Genomic DNA, 18,684 nt, shown 5'->3' with positions numbered 1-18,684 from the left:
CGGGTGCCTGGAACTGCGGAGGGCCGACGGAGCGTCATCCGAGGAGCCTCGTCATGGCGGATGGGCGGCCGGTAGCGCCAGGGAATGGATGGTGGCCGTGTCCGTCGTCACCGTCGTGGTGGCGGCGGTCCTGGCCGTGTTGTCGGAGTGATCGCCCGCGACACGCCGAGCGCCGACCTGCGGGTCGACGGCCCGAGGTGCCGGAGCGCGCCGGTGTCCGCTGTGGGGGAGGGGCGGCGGGGGCCCTGCCGCCGGCCTTCCCGAGCGCCAACTCGCAGCCGGAGCAAGGGAGTTGTGGTGCATGTCCGAACGGGTGAACCGGAGTCCCGCAAGGGTGCGCGGCAGCGGCGTGTTGGCGGCGGAAGCACCTGGAGTGGCGGCCGGGCGGAGGTGACGGGGAGGGCCTCCGACCGCTGTTAGGGTGACGTGTGCCCGTCAAGAACGGGTCTTTCGCGTCATTCGCATTCTGATTTGCAACGGGGTAGAACGTGAAACTTCGTCATGTCCGCGCGGTCGCCGTCTTCGGTATCGCCGTCGTCGCCCTCACCGGCGCCCGCGGTTCCCACGGCGGCAGCTGCGGCGGCGGCAGCAGCCACAGTTCCGGGTCGGGCTCCAGCGGCTCCAGCAGCACCAGCGGCGGCACCACGGGCGGCAGCCACGACAACGAGACGACGAGCAGCAGCAGTGGCAGCAGCTCGGGCGGTACGACGGTCTCCGGCGCGTCCGGCAAGGACAAGGCCGAGCGGGACATCAGGATCGACGCCTGCAAGCTGGACGCCGCGGGCAAGAACCTGGTCGCCAAGCTCACCGTGACCAACAGCGGTTCGCTGGACCAGACCTACAACATCACCATGAAGTTCCGCGGGGACGCCGCCGCGACCGCGAGCAACGCCCAGGCCAGGGTCAGCGGATTCACGGTCAAGGCCGGCGCGTCCCGGCAGACCGAGGCCACGACGCCGTACACCGGCAAGGGCGACGGCAGCGAGTTCAAGGAGTGCGTCGTCGCGAGCGCGTCGAAGAGCTCGCTCTGACACGAGCCCCCGCCGGGCCCCTGTGACGGGCCCGGCGGGGTGTTCGGGGGCGGGTGCGGGCCCGGCGCGATGAGCGCCGGGCCCGCACCCGTACCGTGCCGGTCGCGAGATCAGTCGGTGCCGGACTCCATCGCGGCCCGGTCCAGCATCTCGTCGTCACCGGAGACCTCGCCCCGCGAGGCGATGGCCTCCGCGCCGCCCTCCTGGAGGGTGCCGATCAGGCCGGTGGCGGCCGCCTGGGCGGCGCCGATGGCGGGGTGCGCGGTGCCGATCAGGCCGAGCGAGGCGTACTGCTCCAACTTGGCGCGCGAGTCGGCGATGTCGAGGTTGCGCATGGTGAGCTGGCCGATCCGGTCCACCGGGCCGAAGGCCGAGTCCTCGGTGCGCTCCATCGAGAGCTTGTCCGGGTGGTAGCTGAAGGCCGGGCCCGTGGTGTCGAGGATCGAGTAGTCCTCGCCCCGCCGCAGCCGCAGCGTCACCTCGCCGGTGACCGCCGCGCCGACCCAGCGCTGCAGGGACTCGCGGACCATCAGGGCCTGCGGGTCCAGCCAGCGGCCCTCGTACATCAGCCGGCCGAGGCGCCGGCCCTCGTTGTGGTACTGGGCGAGCGTGTCCTCGTTGTGGATCGCGTTGACGAGGCGCTCGTAGGCCGCGTGCAGCAGGGCCATGCCGGGCGCCTCGTAGATGCCGCGGCTCTTGGCCTCGATGATCCGGTTCTCGATCTGGTCCGACATGCCCATGCCGTGCCGGCCGCCGATGGCGTTGGCCTCCATCACCAGGGCGACGGAGGAGTCGAACTCCTTGCCGTTGATCGTCACGGGGCGGCCCTGGTCGAAGCCGATCGTCACGTCCTCGGCCGCGATCTCGACCGACGGGTCCCAGAAGCGGACGCCCATGATCGGCTGGACGGTCTCCACGCCGGTGTCCAGGTGCTCCAGGGTCTTGGCCTCGTGCGTGGCGCCCCAGATGTTGGCGTCGGTGGAGTACGCCTTTTCGGCGCTGTCGCGGTAGGGCAGGTCGTGGGCCAGGAGCCACTCCGACATCTCCTTGCGGCCGCCCAGCTCGGTCACGAAGTCCGCGTCCAGCCACGGCTTGTAGATCCGCAGGTGGGGGTTGGCGAGCAGGCCGTAGCGGTAGAACCGCTCGATGTCGTTGCCCTTGAAGGTCGACCCGTCGCCCCAGATCTGGACGTTGTCCTCGAGCATCGCCCGCACGAGCAGGGTGCCGGTGACGGCGCGGCCGAGCGGGGTCGTGTTGAAGTACGCGCGCCCGCCCGAGCGGATGTGGAACGCACCGCAGGTGAGTGCGGCAAGGCCCTCCTCGACCAGCGCCGTGCGGCAGTCGACCAGGCGCGCGATCTCGGCACCGTAGGTCTTGGCGCGCCCGGGCACCGAAGCGATGTCGGGCTCGTCGTACTGGCCGATGTCGGCGGTGTAGGTGCAGGGGATGGCGCCCTTGTCGCGCATCCACGCGACCGCGACGGAGGTGTCGAGGCCGCCCGAGAAGGCGATGCCGACGCGCTCGTCGACCGGAAGGGAGGTGAGGACCTTAGACATGGGATGAGTATGCATTGATCTGCATTTTCATGCAAGGCCGCAGCTCCGACAGGGGAGGATCCCCGGCGGGGCGGCCGCCCCGTGCCTCCGCACGACGATCCGGTGAGCCCAGCGTCACCGCGCGGGTGCGGAGGGTCGCCGCGACGGCCGGGGGCAGTGAACCGGCCGGAACGGAGCGGGTGCGTCCGCCCGTCGGTGCCGCGGCCGGGGCGGTCGCTCGCGGGTTCCGGTCAATGTGGCGCCCGGGGGATTCCCGGCGGCCGGCCTCCGGAGCGGGGGAGGGGCTGATGGGCGGTCGTGCGCGGGTTTCCCCCGCGGTTCCGGATCCGGCCACCGGCCGGGGCCGGAGAAGGGTTCGGGGGTGTTGTCCATATCGAGCGCTTCCCCGCCGCCCGGGCCGCGTGATGGCATGTCCATGCCCAAATTCGGAGGGCTTCCCCAGTGAATGGAGACAACCGGATGGCACTTCGCAGAACAGCCGTCGCCGCCGCGGTCGCCGCCCTGTCCGCGCTGACCCTGCCCGCCCATGCGGACAACGGCCCCACGCCGCCCGGAAGAATCACCGTGGACGTCGTCGGGGTCAATGGCTCGGGCTGTCCCCAGGGGACCGCCTCCGTGGCCACGGCCTCCGACAACACCGCGTTCACCGTCACGTACAGCAACTACCTCGCCCAGACCGGGGCCGGCTCCGGCGGCACCGAGTTCCGCAAGAACTGCCAGCTCGCCCTCCAGGTGCACGTGCCCCAGGGCTTCACCTACGCGATCGCCCGCGCCGACTACCGGGGCTTCGCCCACCTCCAGCGCGGCGCCTTCGGGCAGGAGCGCGCGAACTACTACTTCCAGGGCATGGCCCAGACGGCCCGCTCGACCCACCAGTTCAACGGCCCGTACAGCGACAACTGGCAGGCGAGCGACCAGACGGAGTACTCCGACCTGGTCTGGGCCCCGTGCGGCGAGGAGCGCAACCTCAACGTCAACACCGAACTGCGGGTCTACGCGGGAACGTCCAGCCCGCAGGCGCTCAGCTTCATGAGCATGGACTCCACGGACGGCAGCGTCAGCACGATCTACCACTTCGAGTGGAAGCACTGTCCCGCGGCCTGACGCGGTGGTGAGCGCAGGAATCCCGACCCACAGCCAGGAGTGACAACGATGTCCGCTTCCCTGTCCCGTGCCCTGCTCGCGGCGGGTGCCGCCGCCGCCCTGATCGCCACCGCGACCCCGGCCGGAGCCGCCGGCGTCCCCTCCCCGATCGTCGCGCCGCCCGACAAGATCGTGATCGAACTCGCCACCGTCAACGGATCCGGCTGTCGCGAGGGCACCGCGGAGGTCGCCGTCGCCCCGGACAACACTGCTTTTACCGTCACCTACAGTGAATACCTGGCCCAGGTCGGCCCGGGCGCCCCGCCCACCGCATTCCGCAAGAACTGCCAGCTCAATCTCCGCGTGCACGTCCCCTCCGGATTCACCTACGCCATCGTCCAGGCGGATTACCGGGGATTCGCGTTCCTCCAGCCCGGGGCATGGGGGCAGGAACGCGCGAACTACTACTTCCAGGGAATGCCGCAGACCTCCCAGCGGACCCACACGTTCAACGGGCCGCTGAACGACAACTGGCAGGCGACGGACAGGACGGAGTACGCCGATCTCGTCTGGGCGCCGTGCGGCGAAAAACGCAATTTCAACATCAACACGGAACTCCGCGTGAATGCCGGCACGTCCAATCCGCAGACCACCAGCTTCATGGCGATGGACTCCACCGACGCGAGCGTCAGCACCCTGTACCACCTCGCCTGGCGGGTCTGTCCGACCCCCTGAGCCCGCGCCGCTCCCGCCGCCGCCCGCCGTACGCGCCCCCGCCGGGCCCGTGCGCACGGGACGGCGGCGGCAGCCGCCCGGGCGCCCCGGGCCGCGGCGGCGCGAAGGCGGCCGTGGCGGGTCCGGGGCGGCCGGCATGGCATCGTGGCCCCATGGTGGTCACAGTTCGCCCGGCATCGGTATTCGGTGACGTCCATGCCGTGCTCGGTCCGAAGTCGCCCGGGGCCGACGTCTGCTGGTGCCTGAGCCACCGGCTCCCCTCCGCGCGGAACAAGGCCCTCCGAGGCCCGGCCCGCGGGGAGTACGTGGCCGGGCTCTGCCGCGCCGACCCGCCGCCCGGGGTCATCGCCCGCGAGGGCGACGAGGCCGTGGGCTGGGCCGCGGTGGCCCCCCGCGCGGACACCGCGTACGCACGCAGCCGCACCATCCCGCACGTGGACGACCTCCCGGTCTGGTGCCTGTGGTGCATCCGGGTCCGCCCCGGCCACCGGGGCAAGGGGATCTCGCACGCCCTGATCGCCGGCGCGGTCGACTTCGCCCGCGCGCAGGGCGCCCCGGCGATCGAGGCCTACCCCCTGGACCTGCCGCCCGGCGGCGGGGACCGGGCCGACACGACCATGGCGTACCCGGGGATCCGCGCGAACTTCGAGCGGGCCGGATTCACCCGCGCCGCGGCCACCACCTCGGTGCTGGCGGGCCACCCCCGTGTCCTGATGCGGCTGGACCTGCGCTGACGGATCCGCCGGAGCCTCCCGCCCCGGGTCCGGGGACCGGGGACGGGCGGCTCCGGGCGGCCTCAGAGCGTGGAGCGCTCCACCGGGATCCACAGCTCGGCGTCCGCCCGGGCCCCGTCCGCCGACAGCCGGGTCCGCAGGATCTCGGGCCCCGGCCGGCTGCGGTAGGGGTTCGACGGGAACCACTGGGTGAACACGTCCCGCCACATGTACTGCAGCGTCTGCGGGAAGGCCCCGGAGCTCTCGAAGACCGCCCAGGTCCCGGCCGGGACGGCGAGGGCGTCCAGGTCCTCGGGAGCCTCGGCGCCCGTCACCACCCCGTGGTAGTAGTCGAGTTCGGTGCCCTCGGCGCGGCTGCCGTCGAGCTTGTCGCTCGCCGAGAGGATCCCCTGCGGATCCTGGTCGGAGAGGCTCTCGATGCGCCGCACCGTCTCCGGGTCGATCCCCCTGATGAACGAGGCGATGGCCGGGTTCATGCCCTCGTGCACGAGGGGGACCCGGGCCCTGAGCCCCACGACACGGAACGCGTCCTTCTCCACGATCCGGTACTGCATGCTGCTGCTCCCTTCCACGACGAGACGGAAGGACATCCGGGGCTGTGACTGCAGCCGCGCACCGGCCCGCCTGACCTCGCCGGGGCCGACGCCGTGCATGGCGCGGAACGCGCGCGCGAACGCCTCCCCGGAGGTGTAGCCGTACCGCACCGCGATCTCCAGCAGGGTCCGCTCGCCCGCGAGCACCTCGGCACCCGCGACGGTCAGCCGCCGGCGCCGGACGTACTCCGACAACGGCATTCCCGCCAGGGCGGAGAACAGCCGCCGGAAGTGGTACTCCGACGTCACCGCGATCCTGGCCAGGTCGGCCGCCTCGATCCGCTGGTCGAGGCGGCTCTCGATGTGCTCCATGGCCTGGTTCAACCGCTCCAGCACCCGGGCCTCCTTCCCTTTCCGCTGCTCACGTTAGGAGCGGGGGCCACGGGCGGACCCGACATCTCGTGCCCGTTCCGGTCGGGTGCGCGGGACGGGGGACCGGCGGGTCACGCCCCCCGGCCCGGCGCCCAGTCGCGGGCGAGCAGCCCGAGCAGCACCTCGTCCAGGAACTCGCCCATCACCCAGGCGGAGGACCGCAGGACGCCCTCGCGGACGAAGCCGTTGCGTTCGGCGGCCCGCAGCATCGCCGCGTTGTCCGCCAGGGTCTCGACCTGCAGCCGGTGCAGTCCGCGCACGACGAAGCCGTAGTGGCACAGCACGGCGACGACGTCGGTGCCGTACCCCTTGCCGCGGCAGGACGGCAGCAGCCCCAGGCCGAGGTGCGCGAACCGGTTGTGGTTGTCGATCCCCCAGAGGGTCGCCTCGCCGACCAGGGTCCCGCCCTCCAGCTCGACCACGGAGAAGGGCACGTACCCCTGCGCCTTCTCGTCCACGACGAGCCGCGGGTCCTTCGTGCCGGGCGTCAGCGGCCGCCACGGGGCGCTCTCGGCCCGCGACGCGTTGACCACGTCATCGTAGAGCTCGGTCCGCAGGACCGGGACGTCCTCGTCGTGCCGGGCCCGCAGCCCGACCTTGTCACCTCGCAGCATGCGAGCTTCCTATCCGACCGGGCGGGAGGGCGGCAAACCGATTTGGCGGCCCGTCCACGCTTCGCGGACGCGGTCGCGGAGCCAGAGGTGCCCGGGGTCGGCGTCGTTGCGCGGGTGCCAGGCCATGCCGACGGTCAGCGGGGGCAGTTCCAGCGGGATCTCGAACGTGCTCAAACCGAGCACCTCCCGGTGATACGCCGCGGAGTCGGCCGGCACCAGGCCGACGAGGTCCGATTCCCGGCACAGCAGGAGCGCGGCGCACCAGCCCGGCACGACGGCCACCACCCGGCGTCGCAGGCCCAGTTCGGCCAGCCGGTCGTCGATCGGACCCCGGACCCGCCCCTGCCGCGACACCCCGATGTGGTCGGCCGCGGCGAAGGCCCGGGCGCTGACCGCCGTCCGTGCGGCGAGGGGGTGGCCGGCTCGTACGGCGCCCAGGACGCGGGTCCGGCCGAGCGCCTCGACGCGGGTCTCCGGATCGGCGTGGCCGATGACGCCGATCTCCAGGTCCAGCCGTCCTTCGCGCAGGGCCGGGGTCCCCTCCCAGGCCTCGGGCATGAAGCGCAGGGTGACGCCCGGGGCCTGCCCGGCGACGGCGGCGACCAGCCGCGGCGCGAGCCCCACCAGCACCGCCTCGCCCGCCTGGACGGTGAACTCCCGTGCCAGCAGCGCCGGGTCGGTCACCGGCTCGGGGACCAGCAGCGCGTGCGCCTGGCTGACGAGGGCGCGCACCCGCGGGCGGAGCTCCACGGCGCGCGGGGTCGGGACGAGCCGCCTCCCGGCGCGCACGAGGACGGGATCGCCCAGGGCGGCACGGATCCGGCCCAGCGTCCGGCTCATGGCGGGCGCCGAGACGTGCAGGCGGGCGGCCGCCGCGGTGACGCTCTCCTCCTCCAGCAGGGCGTCGAGGGCCACGAGCAGATTGAGGTCCAGCTGTCTGCCGATCCCGTCCACGGGCTGTGTCCCCCCTCACACGCCGGTCGGCCCGTCCCCCGGGCGACCAGTGTCATTCCGCCTGACGCAATGACACCTTGTCCATTGTGCACTGGAGTCAATCGGCAAGGCCCCGCAGGCTCGGGGCCATGACACAGAACACCGCACACACCACTGCCACCCCGCGCCCCGGGAACGGGGACGTCCTCGCCGTGGCGAGCCAGACCGGGGCCACGGTCACCTTCTTCGACGCGACGGACCACCGCCGGCTCGGCGTGCTGGAGGTCCCGGGCGAGCCGCACGAGCTCTGCTTCGACCCGGTCCGGCGCCGGCTCTACGCCACCGTCACCTACCGCTCCGGCTACTACCACGCCCACACGGGCCAGGCGCACGAGCTCGTGGTGATCGACGCGGACCGGCGCAGGATCGTCGACGTCCTCGACCTCTCCCCGGAACGCGCGCCGCACGGCATCGCCCTCGACCCCTCGGGCGACCTGCTGTGGGTGAGCGTGGAGGGTCACGGCACGCGGGAGGGGGCGCTGCTCGCGCTGGACGCGGACTCCCTCGCCCCCGTGCGCCGGGTGCCGGTCGCGGCGCCCGGCCCGCACTGGTTCGCGCTCGGCCCGGACGGCGGCCGCGCGTACACCGCGAACAAGGAGGCGACGTTCCTCTCGTCCGTCGCCACCGACGGCACGGGTCCGGTCGGCCGGATCCCCGTACCGGGGAGCGAGGGCATCGCGGTCTCACGTGACGGGCGGTACGTCTACGCGGCCGCCCCCAAGGGCGACTTCGGGGTGCCGGGCGCGGTGCCCGGGGCCGGGGTGCGCGTGGTCGACGCCGCCTCGGGAGCCGTCCTCCGCACCCACCGTACGGACGGCTTCGTCTTCCCCGTGCACGTCACGTCCACGGACCTGGTCCTCGCCGGTGAACTGCGTATGCCGGCGGGCGGGCCGGGACTCGGCGGCCAGGCGCCGGGCCTGCTGCACGTGTACGGGCCGGACGGCAGCGAACGCGGCAGCGTGGAGGTGGGGGCCTTCCCCCTGACGATCACCTCCTCGCCGGACGGCCGGCACGCCTACGTCGCCGCGGTGACCTCCAGCACCGTGACGGTGGTGGACCTGGCGAGGACGGTGCCGGTGGCCACCCTCCACGTCGACCGCACGGGGGAGGCGGGGGCCCACGGACTCGCCTACGTCCCGGCCCCCGGCGCCTGAGGGGACGTCCACCCGCGCCCCGGCCGCGTCCGCACCGGATTCCCTCGCGTCCCGGCCGGCCGGACAGCGGCCGGCCGGGACGCGGGGAGGTGGCCCGTCGGGGCCGGTCAGGCCAGGTCGAAGCGGTCCAGGGTCATCACCTTGTCCCAGGCCGCGACGAAGTCACGGACGAACTTGGCCCCGGCGTCCGCGGAGCCGTAGACCTCCGCGAGGGCGCGGAGCTGGGAGTTGGCGCCGAAGACGAGGTCCACGGCGGTGGCCGACCACCTGAACTCGCCGGTGGAGGCGTCGCGGCCCTCGAACACGTTCTCCGCCGTGGCGGACGCCTTCCACTCGGTCCCCATGTCGAGCAGGTTCACGAAGAAGTCGTTCGTCAGTGTGCCGGGGCGGTCGGTGAGGACACCGTGCCGGGATCCCTCGAAACCGGTGTCCAGGACCCGCATGCCGCCGATGAGGACGGTCATCTCGGGAGCGGTCAGGGTCAGCATGTTGGCCCGGTCGAGCAGCAGCGTCTCCGGGGACAGCTTCTCCCCGGCCCGCAGGTAGTTGCGGAACCCGTCCGCGTGGGGTTCGAGCACCGCGAACGACTCGACGTCGGTCAGGTCCTGCGAGGCGTCCGTGCGGCCCGGAGCGAAGGGCACCGTGATGTCGTGCCCGGCGTTCTTCGCGGCCTGCTCCACGGCGGCGCAGCCGCCCAGGACGATCAGGTCGGCGAGGGAGATCTTCTTCCCGCCCGTCTGCCCGCCGTTGAAGTCCTGCTGGATCCGCTCCAGCGCCGCCACCGTGTCGGACACCTCCGGCAGGGCGTTGGACTGCCAGTCCTTCTGCGGCGCCAGACGGATCCGCGCCCCGTTGGCCCCGCCGCGCTTGTCGGTGCCGCGGAAGCTCGCGGCCGAGGCCCACGCGGTGGTGACCAGCTGGGAGAGGGACAGGCCCGACGCCAGGACGGTGCCCTTGAGGGCGGCGACCTCCCCGCCTCCCACGAGCTCGTGGTCGACCGCGGGGACCGGGTCCTGCCACAGCTGCGGCTCGGGGATCCACGGGCCGAGGTAGCGGGAGACCGGCCCCATGTCACGGTGCAGCAGCTTGTACCAGGCCCGGGCGAACGCGTCCGCCAGCTTCTCCGGGTTCTCGTGGAAGCTCCTGGCGATGGGCCCGTAGACCGGGTCCAGCTTCAGCGAGAGGTCCGTCGTCAGCATCATGGGGGCGTGCCGCTTCGACGGGTCGTGCGCGTCCGGCACGGTGTCCCGGGCCGCCGGGTCCGTGGGCGTCCACTGCTTCGCCCCGGCCGGGCTGGTCGTCAGCTCCCACTCGTAGCGGAACAGGTTGTCCAGGTAGCCGTTGTCCCACTTGGTCGGCTCGGTGGTCCAGGCGCCCTCCAGCCCGCTGGTGAGGGCGTCGACGCCCGAGCCGGTGCCGTAGGTGTTCTTCCAGCCGAGGCCCTGCTGCTCGACGGGGGCGGCCTCCGGCTCGGGGCCCAGGTAGCTCGGGTCGACCGCGCCGTGGCACTTGCCGAAGGTGTGGCCGCCGACGATGAGGGCGACCGTCTCCTCGTCGTTCATCGCCATGCGCCCGAAGGTCTCGCGGATGTCCCGGGCCGCGGCGACGGGGTCCGGGTTCCCGTTCGGACCCTCCGGGTTGACGTAGATCAGTCCCATCTGCACGGCGCCGAAAGGACCGGAGAGTTCGCGGTCGCCGCTGTAGCGCTGGTCCCCGAGCCAGGCGTCCTCCGGTCCCCAGAAGATCTCCTCCGGCTCCCAGATGTCCTCGCGCCCGAATCCGAATCCGAAGGTCTTGAAGCCCATGGATTCCATCGCGCAGTTTCCGGCGAAGACGAGCAGGTCGGCCCAGGAGATCCGCTGACCGTACTTCTGCTTCACCGGCCACAGCAGTCGGCGCGCCTTGTCCAGGCTGGCGTTGTCCGGCCAGCTGTTGAGGGGCGCGAAGCGCTGGGCGCCGGAGCCGCCGCCGCCCCGCCCGTCCTCGATGCGGTACGTGCCCGCCGCGTGCCAGCTCATCCGGATGAAGAGCGGTCCGTAGTGCCCGTAGTCCGCGGGCCACCAGTCCTGCGAGGCCGTCATCACCTCGAAGACGTCCCGCTTCAGCGCGTCGACGTCCAGCTTCGCGAACTCTGCCGCGTAGTCGAAGCCCTCGTCCATCGGGGAGGCCTGCGCCGCGTGCTGGTGGAGGACCTGGAGGTCCAGCTGGTTCGGCCACCAGTCGCGGTTCGTCCTGGGGCGGTCCGGCGCGGGGGCCGGGGAGGGGATTGCCGGGTTCTCGCTTTCGCTGCCGGGCACGTCCGTCCTTCTTCCTGTCGCACTGTCTTCGTCCGCCGGGGGCGCCCGTCCGTGACACCGCTGTATTGCGGTGTCACGGACGCGCGACTCGGCGTCCAAATGGTCGCGCACAGTCCGCCGTACAGCTGAGAGAACACGCAGGGCTCGTGCGGCTGCGTGCCGGTGCCTTTTCCGGCGACGGGAATTCAGTGGAATGCAGAAGGAATTCGGATGATCGCAATTTCGTGCCGCGGCACGTCCGGCGGGTGTCCGCCGGACGTGGTCAGAGGCCGGCCACCTTGCCGCTCGCCGACAGCTCGTACACCAGGGTGACGGCGCGGTGGCCGCCCGGGGGCAGCGCCAGGTCCCAGCGGACGATGCCCTCGTCGTCGACCGCGTCGGGCGCCGGGGAACAGGCCTCCTTGCGCAGCCGCACCTCCACCGCCGACACCTCGGAGACCGGGATCCGCTCCCGCAGGACGACCACCCGGTCGTCCTCCTCCCCGGGCGCGGAGAACCGCGACAGCGACAGCCTGACCGTACGCGTGACCACCGTGCGCTGGGTGAACCCCGAGGAGTCGCGGGACTCCTCGGTCTCGCGGACCACCCGGTGGTCGTCGCGGCTGCCGAAGGCCAGCTCGGCCGCGGCCCCCGGAGCGGTGAAGTCGAGCGTCCCGCGCCCGCTGAAGCCGCTGCCGCGGACCAGGTCCACGGGACCGGCGAGCAGCGCGTGCCCCGACCGGTTCTCGAACCGCACCACCTGCGTGACCAGGGGCGACAGCTCGGGCGCGCAGGCGTACTCGCTGCCCGCGTCCGTGGTGAACGCGGACACCGGCACCCGGTGCGCCCGCCCGTCCGACGGCACGGACACCGGGGCGGGCGAGACGAGCACCCGCGCCTCCCCGCCGTCGTCCACCCCGGGCAGTCCGACCACCGGCGTCGCCGGGCCGAGGTCCCCGATCTCCTCCTCGCGCAGCTCCACGTCGACCGTGCGGCGCTCCGCCGCCGTCCGGTCCTTCAGCGTCAGGCGGTCCTCGTCCAGCCGCGGCGGATCGGTGGCGAGGGAGGAGCGTGCCGTGGACAGGGTCAGCCGTACGCCGGACCAGTCCTCGCCGGTGCGCTGCCAGACCACGGCGTCGGTCTCCAGGGTCAGCGCGTCCGCGTCGAGCACGGCCCGGTAGGCGGGGCGCCAGAGTGCGCACGGGACGAGGTGGCCCAGGCGCAGACCGGCCGGGCCGGCCCCGGCGGACTCCACCGTCAGCTCGATGTGGCCGACCAGCTCTGCCGGTTCCTCCTCGGCGAGGGTCATGGCACGCCGCGTGCGGTCGAGTTCGTCCGCGAGGTCGGTCAGCCGGGCCTCCACGGTGCGCAGTTGCTCGCCGTGGGTGTCGCGTTCCCGGTCCACCCGGTCGAGTTCGCGGGCCCAGCGCGGACCTTCGCTCTCCCCGGAGCCGGCTCCCTCGCCGATCTCCCGGAGCAGGTCGGCGGCGAGGCGGCCGAGCAGGTCCAGACGGGCGTGCAGCCGGTCGCGGCGCCGCCCCAGGGTGCCCTGTTCCTCCTCCAGGGCGTGGACGCGCAGACGGAGTGCGGAGTCCTCGCCGGCCGAGGGCACCGGGCCGCGCGGCGTCCAGTCGCGGACGATCCGTACGTCGAGGACGGTGGCGGTGTGGTCGGCGGTCAGCTCGGCGTGCAGGGTGCGGTCGACGGCCAGCGCGCTGACGGGGCCCAGGCGCAGGCGCTGCACGCCGGGCTCCAGGTCGAGCACGGCGGTGCGTTCGACGTGGGCGCGGTCCTCCAGGCAGGTGACGGCTGTGACGGGGAGGGCGATCGGCTTCGGGGCCGTGGACATGGTGTGTCAGCTCCTGCGGTTGCCGCCGACCAGGGCCTTGCCGGCCGGTATGCGGATTTCGTAGCGGCCTTCGAGGGCGGTGGTGCCGCCCGCGGGCAGGTCCACCCGCCACAGACGGGTGCCCGGGGTGTGGTGCTCCGGCCCGGCGCCGGGCTCGGGCGTCGTCCAGTCGGCCCGCTCCTCGATGCGGACGTCCGTCTCGGAGGTGACGGGCACCCGCTCGCGGACCTCGACGGTGACGGGCCTCGCGAGCCGGTTGGCCAGCTCCACGTGGACGCGGTGGTCCAGCACGGTGGTGTTGTTGCGCAGGCCCGCGGTCGACTCCAGCAGGCTGGTCCGGCGGGTGACGCGGACGCCCTCGGCCGGGCCGAGGCCCACGCGGCTGACGCCGCCCGGGGCGAGCGTGGGCAGCGCCGCGGTCAGCAGGAAGTCGCCGTCCACGCTGACCTCCACGGGCCCGGCCAGCAGCGCCCGGTCGGTGGCGTTGGAGAGCACGAGCGTCGCGTAGACGACCGGCTCCACGGACGGCACGCACAGGTACTCGGTGCGCAGGCCGACCGGGATCTCCGCGACGGTGACGGTGTGCCAGGTGCCGTCCGAGGGGATGTCGGCGCGGGCCGCCGCGTCGAAGCGGTGGTCGAAGGAGCCGGCCGACTCGCGCGGCCGCACGGCGTACCCGGGCAGCGGCAGCGCGCCCACCGCCTCGGCGCGCCGCCGCTGGGCGGCCGCGACCGGGTCGGCGGACGCACCGGGGAACAGCCGGCCCCGGCGGGCGGCCGACTCGTCGGGGCCGGCCAGGACCAGTGCGGCGTAGTCGAGTTCCGCGCCGCTGGGCTGCGGCGGACCCGGCAGCGGAGCGGGGGCGGGCCGCGGCGCGGACGGCTGGGCGGACGGCGCCGCCGCGCGGGCACGGGCGGCCGGAGCGCCGGAGAAGCCCCGGCCGGCGCCGGGCCTGGCCGGCATCTGCGACAGCATCGGCTGGGCGAGGTCGGGAAGGGAGCCGCCGCCGAAGGCTCCGGGCGGCGGTCCGCCGGGCGCCGCGGGGGCGGTGGGCGGCGCGCCGTAGGCCTGGGGCGCGGGTGCCGGCACGGGCGGCGGGGGAGCCACGGGCGCGGAGGCGGTGACCGCGGGTGCGTGCGGGGCGGTACGGGGACCCGCGGCCCGGTAGCCGGCGAACAGGTCGGCGAGGCCGGCCGGAGGCTCGCGCCAGCCGGCCGGGGCCGGGTCGGGCTGCCGACGCCCGATGCGGACGGACCGCAGCCGCGGCAGGTCGGTACGGCGCCGGAGGTCGGCGGTGGCCAGGGCGATGCGCACGCCGGTCCAGTCCTCGCCGGTGCGCTGGGCCACCGAGGCGCGCAGCACCAGCTCGCCGGTGCCGTCGCCCTGACGGTGCGTCAGTCGGTACGCCGGCACCCAGACGGCGCCCGGAACTCCGTACTCCAGCTCCAGCCGGACCTCGGAACCGGCGGCGCCGGGCGCCGTGACGTCGAGGGTCAGGAGCGCGGAGACGGTGGTCTCCACGTCCTCCTGCGGTGCGTCGGTGGAGGCGCGGGCGAGGCGGTCGGTGGCGACGTCGAGCGCGTGCTCGGCCCCGCGCACCTCCTCCTCCAGCTCGACGAGGCGGGCGTGCAGGCCCGTCAGCCGTTCCTCGACGAAGTCAGCGAGCTCCAGCCACGCGTCGACCGGGGTGCGCCGGTGCTGCGGGTCCTCGGGCACGGGCACGGGAGGCACCGGGCGCAGGGCACCGGTCTCCGCGATCAGGACCCGCTGGCGGTCCCGGCGGCCCCGCGACGCGGCGCACGCCTCCCGCAGCCGGTCGACCTCGCGCCGCAGCGCGTGCGCGTCCTCGGCCTCCAGCGGTTCGGCCTCGACCTCCACGCGGGCCTCGGTGACCCGGGTGCCGGAGGTGCCGAGCACCGCGGCCCGCAGCGAGCCGGGATCCAGCGAACGGGGAAGCCCCGTCACCCGTACCCGGCCGTCCGGCGGGACCACACCCCGGACCAGGCGGCGGCAGAGCGCGCCCTGCGCGTACACCACCACCGAGTCCAGGGTCGAAGCCCACCTCTGCGCCGTACCAACCGTCATGTGCTCCGCCCCCGTCGCGTTCGTGCTGAGCGAAGCCTACGCTGCGCAGGTCCGGGCCGGTGCGTCACGTCCGGGCGACGGCCTCCAGCGGGCTCAGCGCGGCCGCCCGCCGGGCGGGAAAGGCGGCCGCCGCGGCTCCGACGGCGAGGGACAGCAGCACCACGAGCAGCAGCGTCCCCCAGGGCGGCGCGAAGGAGTAGTGCGGCAGGGCCCCGCTCGCGAGCGAGCCGACCGCCCAGGCGCCGAACAGGCCGCCCGCCAGGCCCAGCAGGGTGCCGAAGGCGGCGACGGTCACCGCCTCCAGACGGACCGTGCGGCGGATGCCGGCCCGGTCCATGCCGACGGCGCGCAGCACGCCGATCTCCCGCGTGCGCTCCGCGACCGACATGGCAAGGGTGTTGACGATGCCGAGGGCGGAGATCACGGCGCCGATCGCGAGCAGCCCGTACATCAGGGTCAGCAGCTCGCCCAGGGAGCCTGCGGCCTCCGCCACGATCTGCCCGCGGTCCTTGACCTGCACCAGGGGGCTGTTGCCGACGGCGGCGCGCAGCCGGTCGGCGGTGGCCCGCGACACCGCGCCGTCCTCGGTGCGGACGAGGACCCGCTGGACCGAGCCGGGCACGAAGGAGTCCTGCTGGACCTCGGACCGGGCGCCCAGCAGGTCGCCGGCGGTGGGGTTGTCCTCGTAGACGCCGACGACGGTGAACGTCCGCGGTTCCTGGACCCGGCCGATCCGGCCGTCGAGGCGGCTGCCGAGGCCCAGGTGCTGTGCGCGGGCCACGCTGCGGGAGACGGCGATCCGGCCGGGCGCGAGGTCCTTCGCGGAGCCCTCGGCGAAGTCCAGCCGCATGACGGCGCCGACGCCGGCGGGGTCGACGCCCGCGATCGGCCGGACCCCGCCGGCGCCGAACAGGACGGAGTCGGCCACGGCCACCGCCGTCCGCACGCCGGGGACGGCGGCCACCCGCTGCTCGGCGGCGGGATCGACGGAGGTCATGGAGGTGCGGCTGCCGATCACGTAGTCGGCGGCGAGGCCGGCCGCCGCCTGCCGGTCGAGGGCCCGGGCGCCGGAGTGGCCGATGACGGACAGTCCGGCCACCAGCGCGGTGCTGATCATCAGCGCGGAGGCGGTGGCGGCGGTGCGCCGCGGGTCGCGCAGCGCGTTCCGGCGGGCCAGCCGGCCGGCGAGTCCGAAGCGGTCGGTCAGCGGCGCGACCAGCCGTACGGCCGGAGCCGCGAGCGCCGGTGCCAGCAGGACGAGGGCCACGACGAGGAGGGCGCAGCCGGCCATAGCGCTGCGCAGGTTCTCCTCGGAGGCGTCCTCGGCCCGCGTGAGCGAGACCAGCAGGGCGCCGCCCGCGGTGAGCAGGAGCGCTCCCGCCGCCGCCCGGGCCCGTGCGGCGGCGGAGCCGGGAGGCCGCTCGGACGCCCGCAGCGCTTCGAGGGGCGCCACCTTCGCCGCCCTGCGGGACGGCAGCCAGGCGGCGAGCAGCGTCACGCCGACGCCCACGGCGAGCGCCGCCACGACGGGGAGCGGCCCGATGACGAGGGGGCCGCGCGGGAGTACGTCCTCGGGGGTGCTGAGGAGAGCGGGCAGGACGGAGGCGATGCCCAGGCCGAGCAGGAAGCCGGCCGCCGACGCGGCGAGGCCGACGAGGAAGGCCTCCCAGAGGACGGAGCGCACCACCTGGCGGCGGGTGGCGCCGATGGCGCGGAGCAGGGCGATCTCACGGGTCCGCCGCGCGACGAGCATGGTGAAGGTGTTCACGATGAGGAACGAGCCGATGAAGAGCGAGACCCCGGCGAAGACCATCGGCAGCTTCCGGTGGCCCCGCGTCAGGGTGTCGAGGTAGGCGGCCTGTTGTGCCGCCTGGGCGGCCCCGCTGGTGGTCTCGGCCCGGCCGGCGGGCAGGGCGGCGGTGACCTGTTCGGACAGCCGGCGCAGGTCCGTGCCGGGTGCGGCCGACAGGTCCACGGAGGTGTACTGCCCCGGGGAGGAGAAGAGCTGCTGGGCGGTCGCCCTGTCGAACACGGCGAGCGTGCCGCCGGCGGTCACCCGGCTGTCCCGGGTCGAGACGATCCCGACGAGCCGCTTGTGCAGGACGGGACCGTCGGTGGCCAGGGTGACGGTGTCGCCGATCCGGTAGCCGCCCGCGTCGGCGGTGCCGCGGTCCACGGCGAGTTCGTCCGCGGTGCGGGGCGCACGGCCTTCGACCAGCGGATGGCGCCGGTCGGTGCCGTCCTCGCCCGGCAGGTGGGCGGCGGCCAGGTTCGCCCAGGCCTTGCCGGCCCGCAGCGGCCTGCCGTCCGCCGTGTTGAGGGTCGCCGAGCCGTCGACGGAGGGGCGGACGGTGACACCGGGGATCCCGGCCAGCTTCCGTACGAGGGCGTCGTCGAGGACGCCGGGGCCCTCCTCGGGCGCGGCACCGGGCGCGGCGGCCTTCGGGGTCACGGTGAGGGCGATGCCGGCGAAGTCCCGGGAGGCGGCGGCCCGGTGGGCGGCCGCGGAGGACTCGGCGAAGACGAGGGTGCCGCAGACGAACGCGACCCCCAGGCAGACGGCGAGGACGGTCATGGCCAGACGCGCCGTGTGGGCCAGGACGTTGCGCAGGGCTGTTCTCAGCATGGAGGGCTTTCGGGACGTGGAGGGACGGGGAGGGGCAGGGAGGGGCGGGGAGACGGTGGTACGGGGGCGCGAGCGGTCAGCCCACCGGGGTGCCGGGGCCGAGGGCCTTCATCCGGTCCAGGACCCGCTCCGGGGTGGGGCGGGCCATCTCGTCGACCAGCCGGCCGTCGGAGAGGAAGACCACCCGGTCCGCGTAGCCCGCGGCGACCGGATCGTGCGTCACCATCACCACGGTCTGGCCGAGTTCGCGCACGGAGTCGCGCAGGAAGCCGAGGATCTCCGCCCCGGTGTGCGAGTCGAGGTTCCCGGTGGGCTCGTCGCCGAAGACGATCGCGGGCCGTGACACCAGGGCGCGGGCGACGGCCACCCGCTGCTGCTGCCCGCCGGAGAGCTGCCCCGGCCGGTGCCCGAGGCGGCCGGACAGCCCGGCCATGGTGACCACCCGCTCCAGCCAGGCCGGGTCGGGACGGCGGCCGGCGATGGCCAGGGGCAGGGTGATGTTCTCCAGCGCCGTCAGCGTCGGCAGCAGGTTGAAGGCCTGGAAGATGAAGCCGATGCGGTCGCGCCGCAGTGCGGTGAGCTGCCGGTCGTCGAGCGCGCCCAGTTCGGTGGTGCCGATGCGGACCGACCCGGAGTCGGCGGCGTCGAGCCCGGCGGCGCAGTGCATCAGGGTGGACTTGCCGCAGCCGGAGGGCCCCATGATGGCGGTGAACTCGCCCTCCCGGAAGCCGATGCTGACCCGGTCCAGGGCCACGACACGGGTGTCACCGCTGCCGTAGGACTTCGTCAGGCCGGTGGTGGAGGCGGCGGTCGGGGTGGTCGTCGGACGCGGAGCGGACGCGTCGAAGGGTGCGGTGGTCACGGGCGGGGGACTCCTCGGCGAAGTGCGGATCGGTGCACTTCGAAGGTGTCCGGGCGGTGTATCGGGACCTGGGCCGGCGTGTATCGGTTTCCGCGCCGGTGTGCGGCGGTTCTGCCCGGCC

Annotated in this window: 14 protein-coding genes; 5 read left to right on the top strand and 9 right to left on the bottom strand. The window is 74.0% G+C overall.

From position 1 onward, the window contains the following. Positions 1–488: 488 nt before the first annotated feature. Entirely contained in the window at positions 489–1,031 is a 543-nt protein-coding gene (locus tag ACPU2J_RS02485) for a hypothetical protein (RefSeq protein ID WP_423832638.1), read from the top strand. A gap of 110 nt (positions 1,032–1,141) precedes the next feature. Here the strand turns inward: ACPU2J_RS02485 and argG are convergent, their stop codons facing one another. Continuing rightward, a complete protein-coding gene (argG, locus tag ACPU2J_RS02480; RefSeq protein WP_361607943.1) occupies positions 1,142–2,587 on the bottom strand; it encodes an argininosuccinate synthase in 1,446 nt (481 codons plus the stop codon). 459 nt (positions 2,588–3,046) lie between these two features. On the opposite strand from argG, the gene ACPU2J_RS02475 reads away from it, so the two are divergent. The 3 genes from ACPU2J_RS02475 to ACPU2J_RS02465 all read left to right on the top strand — a co-directional run bounded on the left by ACPU2J_RS02475 (position 3,047) and on the right by ACPU2J_RS02465 (position 5,139). Further along, positions 3,047–3,691, top strand: a complete 645-nt coding sequence (locus tag ACPU2J_RS02475; RefSeq protein ID WP_420081934.1) for a DUF4360 domain-containing protein — start codon at positions 3,047–3,049, stop codon at positions 3,689–3,691. Between the two features lie 60 nt (positions 3,692–3,751). Then, a complete protein-coding gene (locus ACPU2J_RS02470; protein WP_365492560.1) occupies positions 3,752–4,405 on the top strand; it encodes a DUF4360 domain-containing protein in 654 nt (217 codons plus the stop codon). A gap of 152 nt (positions 4,406–4,557) precedes the next feature. Next, positions 4,558–5,139 (top strand): GNAT family N-acetyltransferase, encoded by a 582-nt coding sequence (locus ACPU2J_RS02465; RefSeq protein WP_423832637.1) that lies wholly within the window; start codon positions 4,558–4,560, stop codon positions 5,137–5,139. Between the two features lie 62 nt (positions 5,140–5,201). On the opposite strand, the gene ACPU2J_RS02460 is transcribed toward ACPU2J_RS02465, so the two are convergent. The 3 genes from ACPU2J_RS02460 to ACPU2J_RS02450 all read right to left on the bottom strand — a co-directional run bounded on the left by ACPU2J_RS02460 (position 5,202) and on the right by ACPU2J_RS02450 (position 7,672). Next, positions 5,202–6,068, bottom strand: coding sequence for an AraC family transcriptional regulator (locus ACPU2J_RS02460; protein WP_420081936.1), 867 nt, complete (start codon positions 6,066–6,068; stop codon positions 5,202–5,204). A 107-nt stretch (positions 6,069–6,175) separates the two neighbouring features. Continuing rightward, positions 6,176–6,718 (bottom strand): GNAT family N-acetyltransferase, encoded by a 543-nt coding sequence (locus tag ACPU2J_RS02455; protein ID WP_420081937.1) that lies wholly within the window; start codon positions 6,716–6,718, stop codon positions 6,176–6,178. 9 nt (positions 6,719–6,727) lie between these two features. Next, positions 6,728–7,672, bottom strand: a complete 945-nt coding sequence (locus tag ACPU2J_RS02450; RefSeq protein ID WP_423832636.1) for a LysR family transcriptional regulator — start codon at positions 7,670–7,672, stop codon at positions 6,728–6,730. A gap of 128 nt (positions 7,673–7,800) precedes the next feature. Here ACPU2J_RS02450 and ACPU2J_RS02445 point away from each other — a divergent pair, with 128 nt between their 5' ends. Next, a complete protein-coding gene (locus tag ACPU2J_RS02445; protein WP_420081939.1) occupies positions 7,801–8,865 on the top strand; it encodes a YncE family protein in 1,065 nt (354 codons plus the stop codon). 107 nt (positions 8,866–8,972) lie between these two features. On the opposite strand, the gene katG is transcribed toward ACPU2J_RS02445, so the two are convergent. The 5 genes from katG to ACPU2J_RS02420 form a co-directional block, all read right to left on the bottom strand. Then, positions 8,973–11,162: a catalase/peroxidase HPI gene (katG, locus tag ACPU2J_RS02440; protein WP_420081940.1), complete on the bottom strand. Its 2,190-nt coding sequence runs from the start codon at positions 11,160–11,162 to the stop codon at positions 8,973–8,975. Positions 11,163–11,424: 262 nt separating this feature from the next. Beyond that, positions 11,425–12,990, bottom strand: coding sequence for a DUF4139 domain-containing protein (locus ACPU2J_RS02435; protein ID WP_420081941.1), 1,566 nt, complete (start codon positions 12,988–12,990; stop codon positions 11,425–11,427). 6 nt (positions 12,991–12,996) lie between these two features. Then, positions 12,997–15,075: a DUF4139 domain-containing protein gene (locus ACPU2J_RS02430; protein ID WP_420081942.1), complete on the bottom strand. Its 2,079-nt coding sequence runs from the start codon at positions 15,073–15,075 to the stop codon at positions 12,997–12,999. A 64-nt stretch (positions 15,076–15,139) separates the two neighbouring features. Further along, positions 15,140–17,701, bottom strand: coding sequence for an ABC transporter permease (locus ACPU2J_RS02425; RefSeq protein WP_420081943.1), 2,562 nt, complete (start codon positions 17,699–17,701; stop codon positions 15,140–15,142). Between the two features lie 76 nt (positions 17,702–17,777). Continuing rightward, on the bottom strand, positions 17,778–18,563 hold the full coding sequence (locus tag ACPU2J_RS02420) for an ABC transporter ATP-binding protein (protein ID WP_423832635.1): 786 nt from the start codon (positions 18,561–18,563) through the stop codon (positions 17,778–17,780). Positions 18,564–18,684: the final 121 nt, after the last annotated feature.

This window comes from Streptomyces manipurensis (genome assembly GCF_049570255.1).
GTDB lineage: Bacteria > Actinomycetota > Actinomycetes > Streptomycetales > Streptomycetaceae > Streptomyces > Streptomyces manipurensis.
The sequence above is the reverse complement of the archived record's forward strand: the minus strand, read 5'-3'. Positions and strand labels throughout refer to the sequence as shown.